General features: G+C 52.7%; 2 tRNA genes and 3 rRNA genes. All 5 read right to left on the bottom strand.

The window, feature by feature from the left end:
- Positions 1-98: 98 nt before the first annotated feature.
- A 5S ribosomal RNA gene (gene rrf, locus DXY04_RS11700) occupies positions 99-215 on the bottom strand.
- 110 nt (positions 216-325) lie between these two features.
- Positions 326-3,193: ribosomal RNA gene (locus DXY04_RS11705) — 23S ribosomal RNA — on the bottom strand.
- A 435-nt stretch (positions 3,194-3,628) separates the two neighbouring features.
- Positions 3,629-3,701, bottom strand: a tRNA-Ala gene (locus tag DXY04_RS11710).
- A 9-nt stretch (positions 3,702-3,710) separates the two neighbouring features.
- A tRNA-Ile gene (locus DXY04_RS11715) sits at positions 3,711-3,784 on the bottom strand.
- A gap of 184 nt (positions 3,785-3,968) precedes the next feature.
- Positions 3,969-5,454, bottom strand: a 16S ribosomal RNA gene (locus DXY04_RS11720).
- The 16S, 23S and 5S rRNA genes sit together here with 2 tRNA genes alongside, the layout of an rRNA operon.
- Positions 5,455-6,042 lie beyond the last annotated feature (588 nt).

Below are 6,042 nucleotides of genomic sequence, written 5' to 3' on the forward strand. Positions count from 1 at the left end.
ACAAAAAAGCCACCTCAAGGAGAGGTGGCTTCTTCGTGGGTGGTGATGGTGATTGCTTCAGCAATCAGCACATCATCAACCTATTTGGAGAATGTTTTACCTGGCATCGAGCTATTTTCTCAGGGGGCTACCCCCCAAATATCGTCGCCGCTGATGCGTTTCACAACCGAGTTCGGGATGGATCGGAGTGGGACCACACCGCCATGGACACCAGGATAGATAAACATTCTCAAGGGATGAACCCTGAGAACTGCATAGGATCTGCAACTAAAGCTGCACGTCTGAATCAAACAAAGAAATGAGTCTTCAGGCAAGAACCAAAATGTTGGTCAAGCCCTCGGTCTATTAGTACTCCTCCGCTGCATCCATTACTGGACTTCCACGTAGAGCCTATCAACGGGTGTTCTTCCCGTGACCTTACTGGGTTACCCCATGGGAACACTCATCTTGAGGTGGGCTTCCCACTTAGATGCTTTCAGCGGTTATCCACTCCGCACATGGCTACCCAGCGTTTACCGTTGGCACGATAACTGGTACACCAGAGGTGCGTTCCTCCCGGTCCTCTCGTACTAGGGAGAAATCCTCTCAATGTTCCTACGCGTACACCGGATATGGACCGAACTGTCTCACGACGTTCTGAACCCAGCTCGCGTACCGCTTTAATGGGCGAACAGCCCAACCCTTGGGACCGACTTCAGCCCCAGGTTGCGATGAGCCGACATCGAGGTGCCAAACCTCCCCGTCGATGTGAACTCTTGGGGGAGATCAGCCTGTTATCCCTAGAGTAACTTTTATCCGTTGAGCGACGGCCCTTCCACTCAGAACCGTCGGATCACTAAAACCGACTTTCGTCCCTGTTCGACTTGTAGGTCTCACAGTCAAGCTTCCTTCTGCTTTTGCACTCGTCAGCTGATTTCCAACCAGCCTGAGGAAACCTTTGTGCGCCTCCGTTACCTTTTAGGAGGCGACCGCCCCAGTCAAACTGCCCACCTGATACTGTCCGCTCCCCGGATAACGGGTGAACGTTAGAACCCTAGCTCTGAAAGAGTGGTATCTCACCAGTGACTAACTCATAGCCGCAACCATGAGATCAACGTCTCCCACCTATCCTGCGCATTCAGAGCCCGGGCACAATACCAAGCTACAGTAAAGCTTCATAGGGTCTTTCTGTCCAGGTGTACGTAGTCCGCATCTTCACAGACAATTCTATTTCGCCGAGCCTCTCTCCGAGACAGCGCCCTGATCGTTACGCCTTTCGTGCGGGTCGGAACTTACCCGACAAGGAATTTCGCTACCTTAGGACCGTTATAGTTACGGCCGCCGTTCACCGGGGCTTCAGTCGCCAGCTTCGCTTACGCTGACCGGCTTCCTTAACCTTCCGGCACTGGGCAGGCGTCAGCCCCCATACATCGTCTTGCGACTTAGCGGAGACCTGTGTTTTTGGTAAACAGTCGCCAGGGCCTCTTCACTGCGACCACCTTGCGGTGGCACCCCTTCTCCCGAAGTTACGGGGCCATTTTGCCGAGTTCCTTAGAGAGAGTTACCTCGCGCACCTCGGTATTCTCTACCACCCCACCTGTGTCGGTTTCGGGTACTGGCAGTCATGCCTTAACGGGTATAGAGCTTTTCTTGGAAGCTTGACGTCACCAACTTCGCTGCCGTAGCAGCTCGTACTCACGCCTCAGCTCGGAACGTTTTCACCGCTCCTCAACGCCTCGAACGCTTGAACCAGTAACCAACATCTGGCTTGGCTAGCCTTCTCCGTCCCTCTTCCCAAAACATGACCGGTACAGGAATGTTGACCTGTTATCCATCGACTACGCCTTTCGGCCTCGCCTTAGGTCCAGACTAACCCTCCGCGGACGAGCCTGCCGGAGGAACCCTTAGGGTTTCGGTGCATGGGATTCTCACCCATGTTTTCGCTACTCAAGCCGACATTCTCACTTCTATGCAGTCCACGCCCGCTCACGCTAACGCTTCGCCCCACATAGAACGCTCCCCTACCATAAAAATCCGCAGCTTCGGTACAACACTTAGCCCCGTTCATTTTCGGCGCAGGATCGCTCGACCAGTGAGCTATTACGCACTCCTTTGAGGATGGCTGCTTCTAGGCAAACCTCCTGGTTGTCTATGCAATCCCACCTCCTTTATCACTTAGTGTTGATTTGGGGACCTTAGCTGGCGGTCTGGGCTGTTTCCCTCTCGACCATGGAGCTTATCCCCCACAGTCTGACTGCCTCGCTACACACAGGGTATTCAGAGTTCATCTCGATTTGGTACCGCTCTCGCAGCCCGCACCGAAATGGTGGCTTTACCCCCCTGCTGGAGCACGAGACGCTACGCCTCAACGTATTTCGGGGAGAACCAGCTAGCTCCGGGTTCGATTGGCATTTCACCCCTAACCACAGCTCATCCGCTGACTTTTCAACGTCAGTCGGTTCGGACCTCCACTTGGTATCACCCAAGCTTCATCCTGGCCATGGTTAGATCACCCGGGTTCGGGTCTATAAACACTGACAAACGCCCTATTCAGACTCGCTTTCGCTATGGCTCCACCATTTCCGGTTTAACCCGCCAGTGCCTATAAGTCGCCGGCTCATTCTTCAACAGGCACACGGTCACCCTATAAGTAGGGCTCCCATTGCTTGTAGGCTCACGGTTTCATGTTCTATTTCACTCCCCTCCCGGGGTTCTTTTCACCTTTCCCTCGCGGTACTGTTTCGCTATCGGTCACACAGTAGTACTTAGCCTTACGAGGTGGTCCTCGCGGATTCACACGGAATTTCACGTGCTCCGTGCTACTCGGGATACAGCTAGCTCAGTTCAGTTTTCGGTTACGGGGCTTTCACCCTCTGTGGCGTGCCATTCAAGCACTTCTCCTAACTTCCCTGATACACGTTGCTGTCCCACAACCCCGATACTCGAAAGTATCGGTTTAGGCTCTTCCCCGTTCGCTCGCCGCTACTTAGGGAGTCGTTTTTACTTTCCTTTCCTCCAGCTACTAAGATGTTTCAGTTCGCTGGGTTGGCTCGTGCCAGCCTATGGATTCAGCTGGCCGTATTAAGGGTTGCCCCATTCGGAAATTCCCGGATCAAAGCGTGCTTCCAGCTCCCCGAGACTTATCGCAGGTAACCACGTCCTTCATCGCCTCTGTGTGCCAAGGTATCCGCCGTGAGCCCTTTGTAGCTTGACCAATTAATCTCCTGAACGCTTACCGCCGTTGAAAGCAGATTCTCAAGTTTTTATTGCTAAAAACAAGATCAAACTCTGATTGGCTCGACACCAATCAAAGAACGCTCAAGAGTCTCGGCTCTTGCTCAAAAGAATTTTCATTGTTCTGGATTTGATCTTCCTTTCAGAAGATCAAACTCAAAACAATGCATCTGTAAGATGCTTTGTTTTTCCAGACTTCACCTATGCAGTTGTCAAGGTTCTGCTAGAACTTCAAATCAAATCATCAATTGCTTGAACATTTGATCCGAGCCCAGCATCTTATCAACCAAATTCAAAGCTTTAAACTTAAAACTTGGAATGACAGGAAGCTGGGGTCATCCAGCGGACACATCTAAATCACACTCCAATCGAGCTCAACTCCAATAACTTGGAGATGGGGATAAAGTTCGGTCAGTGGAGGTTAGGAGACTCGAACTCCTGACATCCTGCTTGCAAAGCAGGCGCTCTACCAACTGAGCTAAACCCCCAACACCGAATGGGCCATCCTGGACTTGAACCAGGGACCTCACCCTTATCAGGGGTGCGCTCTAACCACCTGAGCTAATGGCCCAGGAGTCTCATCCCTTTTGGGGTGTGACCTAGACAAAGTTTAGGAACTGAAAATCTCCATCAAGCAATCAACATTGCTGCTGATCCTTGACTTCAAAGCTGAGGTACCGATCGACCTAAGGTGACAGGATTTCGGCCTAAGAATAAAAGTACTCAGGCATCAAAATCATTGTGTTGTCTCCCTGTTAGGAGGTGATCCATCCGCACCTTCCGGTACGGATACCTTGTTACGACTTCACCCCAGTCATCAGCCCCACCTTCGACGTCCTCCTCCACAAGGGTTGGAGTAACGGCTTCGGGCGTGGCCAACTTCCATGGTGTGACGGGCGGTGTGTACAAGGCCCGGGAACGTATTCACCGCAGTATGCTGACCTGCGATTACTAGCGATTCCGCCTTCACGTAGGCGAGTTGCAGCCTACGATCTGAACTGAGCCACGGTTTATGGGATTTGCTTGTCCTCGCGAACTTGCAGCCCTTTGTCCGTAGCATTGTAGTACGTGTGTAGCCCAGGATGTAAGGGGCATGATGACTTGACGTCATCCACACCTTCCTCCGGTTTATCACCGGCAGTCTCTCTAGAGTGCCCAACTAAATGCTGGCAACTAAAGACGTGGGTTGCGCTCGTTGCGGGACTTAACCCAACATCTCACGACACGAGCTGACGACAGCCATGCACCACCTGTCACTGCGTTCCCGAAGGCACTCTCCTGTTTCCAAGAGATTCGCAGGATGTCAAACCCTGGTAAGGTTCTTCGCGTTGCATCGAATTAAACCACATACTCCACCGCTTGTGCGGGCCCCCGTCAATTCCTTTGAGTTTCACACTTGCGTGCGTACTCCCCAGGCGGAACACTTAACGCGTTGGCTACGACACCGAGGGGGTCGATTCCCCCGACACCTAGTGTTCATCGTTTACGGCCAGGACTACAGGGGTATCTAATCCCTTTCGCTCCCCTGGCTTTCGTCCATGAGCGTCAGTGATGGCCCAGCAGAGCGCCTTCGCCACTGGTGTTCTTCCCGATATCTACGCATTTCACCGCTACACCGGGAATTCCCTCTGCCCCTACCACACTCAAGCCCAACAGTTTCCACTGCCATGATGGAGTTAAGCTCCACTTTTTAACAGCAGACTTGAAGGGCCGCCTGCGGACGCTTTACGCCCAATAATTCCGGATAACGCTTGCCACTCCCGTATTACCGCGGCTGCTGGCACGGAATTAGCCGTGGCTTATTCATCAAGTACCGTCAGATCTTCTTCCTTGATAAAAGAGGTTTACAGCCCAGAGGCCTTCATCCCTCACGCGGCGTTGCTCCGTCAGGCTTTCGCCCATTGCGGAAAATTCCCCACTGCTGCCTCCCGTAGGAGTCTGGGCCGTGTCTCAGTCCCAGTGTGGCTGATCATCCTCTCAGACCAGCTACTGATCGATGCCTTGGTGAGCCATTACCTACACCAACTAGCTAATCAGACGCGAGCTCATCCTCAGGCGAAATTCATTTCACCTCGCGGCATATGGGGTATTAGCAGCCGTTTCCAGCTGTTGTCCCCCTCCTGAGGGCAGATTCTCACGCGTTACTCACCCGTCCGCCACTAACCCGAAGGTTCGTTCGACTTGCATGTGTTAAGCACGCCGCCAGCGTTCATCCTGAGCCAGGATCAAACTCTCCGTTGTAGATCATTTCCTCTTAGACGTTTTCACGTCCTCAAAATGATTTGCGTCACCCATTACTCAGCAAAAACTGGCAACAGTTGAGGCCTCCTTTCGCTGACACAAAAGGGTTCTTAAGAGTGCATCTCTAGATTTCTCTGTCAATGACTTTCCGGGATCTCAGATCCGGTTGTTGCTCCACAATCCGCACACCGACAACAAGAGAGTTCGTGAAAACCCTCCCGTTGCAGCGAATTGCTTCAGCGCAACGAAATTTTTTGACGGGACCTCACACCTTCATCGCTCTTTCATTCGGCTCCTCACCTCACCTTGCGGTTCGGCTCAGAACCAAACGCGATGAAAGCGTCAGTTCCTAAACTTTTCAATTGTCCAGGTGCGACCAGACTGTTCCTCACTCCCTTTCAGGAGATCGGTTGGTTGGTCATCGCGGCCTCTCGCGACCGCTTGAAGAACTTACAACACCGTGGGATCGCTCCCTCTTGGTCTCGTAAGCCGCCTCAGACACATCAAGACTTTCGCCTCAAGCGCTTCGGCTTGCGCGCTCACCTCTCGGCTCCCGCGCAAGACAAAACCATAACACCACATCCCCCG

Source organism: Synechococcus sp. UW86 (assembly GCF_900474085.1).
Taxonomy (GTDB): domain Bacteria; phylum Cyanobacteriota; class Cyanobacteriia; order PCC-6307; family Cyanobiaceae; genus Parasynechococcus.